This window comes from Acinetobacter sp. GN11, assembly GCF_054823985.1.
This window is the reverse complement of the sequence record NZ_JRVL01000119.1, coordinates 1-1,783: the sequence shown is the minus strand read 5'-3', so window position 1 is coordinate 1,783 and position 1,783 is coordinate 1. Positions and strand designations below refer to the sequence as shown.

Annotated in this window: 3 protein-coding genes; all 3 read left to right on the top strand. The window is 40.7% G+C overall.

What is annotated here, in order from left to right; genetic code table 11:
- Positions 1-51: 51 nt before the first annotated feature.
- The 3 genes from NL42_RS11705 (at position 52) to NL42_RS11695 (ending at position 1,722) form a co-directional block, all read left to right on the top strand.
- The gene (locus tag NL42_RS11705; RefSeq protein WP_461312871.1) at positions 52-567 is read left to right on the top strand and encodes a hypothetical protein; all 516 of its coding nucleotides are present in this window, start codon (positions 52-54) and stop codon (positions 565-567) included.
- A 322-nt stretch (positions 568-889) separates the two neighbouring features.
- Positions 890-1,024: a zinc ribbon-containing protein gene (locus tag NL42_RS11700; protein ID WP_004640417.1), complete on the top strand. Its 135-nt coding sequence runs from the start codon at positions 890-892 to the stop codon at positions 1,022-1,024.
- Positions 1,025-1,146: 122 nt separating this feature from the next.
- Complete coding sequence (locus tag NL42_RS11695; RefSeq protein ID WP_461312870.1) at positions 1,147-1,722, top strand: DUF4126 domain-containing protein; 576 nt, start codon at positions 1,147-1,149, stop codon at positions 1,720-1,722.
- Positions 1,723-1,783: the final 61 nt, after the last annotated feature.

The window sequence follows — 1,783 nt, the reverse complement described above, 5'->3', positions numbered from 1 at the left end:
GCGGCGCTTAGACTTAAATATAAATCACAATAGATTTCTTGGAAAATATCAATGCGTAACTTATTCATTATTTCAATATGCTCTCTTATATTAACTGCTTGTGGGACGATGCCGTATGTCAGTACAGAATATCCTCTGCGTGCAGGTTTAATTCAACCTGTGAAGGTCGTTGGCAAGGCTGATGTGACGAATGCTCAAACTTCAGATGACCGAGTGATTGTATATTCTTATATGGGCACAAAACTGGACTCTAATATTAAGTCGATTACAGAAACGATGGTACAACAGACTCAAAAGGAACTATTGAAAAATGGTCAACCTGTTGATGGTAATGGGTCGAAATCGATTGCGATTAAAGTAAATTCATTACGTAGTACCTACACCAATCTGCTTTTCTGGCGCAGTAAAATTAAATTTGAAGTGACTTTAGGAAATGGACAAACTATTCCATTTACAGTTCCTCATACGAGTGGTGTGTTAGTACAAGATTTAAATGGATGTATTGCAGAAGGGGTAATGACTTTACTCAATGATGCACGTGTAAGAAGCTATTTAGCAGAAAAATAAGAATATAAAAAAAGCCCGACATCCTGTCGGGCTTTTTCGTATTTGGTTGCTAGATATGACTCCTGTCGTATCTCACGCTCCTAGTGCATGAACCTATTATTGTTGTTTTGTGTTCCGGAACATCCTGTTCCTGTATGAACTCATCATAGGAAAAAAGTAGGAAGTCGCCAATCCGCAAAATCCCTAAAAGTTTGTAAGATAAATCGTACAAATAACATTTTTTGCATTTATGCCATCATCATCGGGCGAAATGGACAATTGACAATCAATCTAACTGGGTTATATTCCTGTTTAATATCTATACGATTATAGGAACGCAATCATGGTAACAGCTGGCGAAAAACCCGGAACAGGCTTCTATTTCTGCGCTCAATGTGGCCAGAGAGTGTTTTTAGAAATTAATACAGATCGTTTACCACCATGCACTAAATGCTATTGCACTGAGTTTAAACGTTAAGAATAAAATAATATTTGCGTTCGCATTTAACAAAAAGCCCTGTCACCCGATGGGGCTTTTTGTTAGTTTAAAATAAGACTTAAATAACAAGACCCGCGATGGGCATGAAAAAGGAAACCGTTATGGAAACTATATTAGGTTTATGTATTGGCGTGGGTTTGAGCGCTGCCTGCGGTTTTCGCGTGTTTGTGCCGCTATTGGTGATGAGCATTGCAACCATGATGGGATGGTTTGAACCATCAAAAGGTTTTGAGTGGTTAGCTATGCCATCGGTTTGCTTGGCTTTAGGTGTGGCAACGATGTGCGAAGTTGCGGCCTACTATATTCCATGGGTCGATAATGCCTTAGACACGGTTGCAACACCTGCGGCTATGATTGCGGGTACGCTAGCGACCATGGCAGTGAATAGTGGTGAAATGTCTCAGTTTACGAGTTGGGCAGCAGCCATTATTGTTGGCGGAGGTACGGCAGGTGTGGTGCAAATGAGTACAGTTGCTGCACGCGGTGTTTCAACTGCAACCACAGGTGGCTTAGGGAATTTTGTAGTCGCTACAGGGGAGTGGATTGGAGCAATCTTACTTTCTGTTTCAGCTTTGCTAGTTCCCGCGCTTGTTGCAGTTGTGGTGGTTATTGCTGTTATTTTGGCAATACGTTGGATACGTCATAAAAAGCAAGAACAGGTGCATAGCCCGCTATAGGTTAGTGTAAATATCATTTTAAATGACTATAAAAAAAGCCCAACATCCTGTTGGGCTTTTT

Coding starts and splice junctions, on each gene's coding strand:
- NL42_RS11705 (WP_461312871.1), top strand. CDS start 52: ATGCGTAACTTATTCATTATTTCAATATGCTCTCTTATATTAACTGCT.
- NL42_RS11700 (WP_004640417.1), top strand. CDS start 890: ATGGTAACAGCTGGCGAAAAACCCGGAACAGGCTTCTATTTCTGCGCT.
- NL42_RS11695 (WP_461312870.1), top strand. CDS start 1,147: ATGGAAACTATATTAGGTTTATGTATTGGCGTGGGTTTGAGCGCTGCC.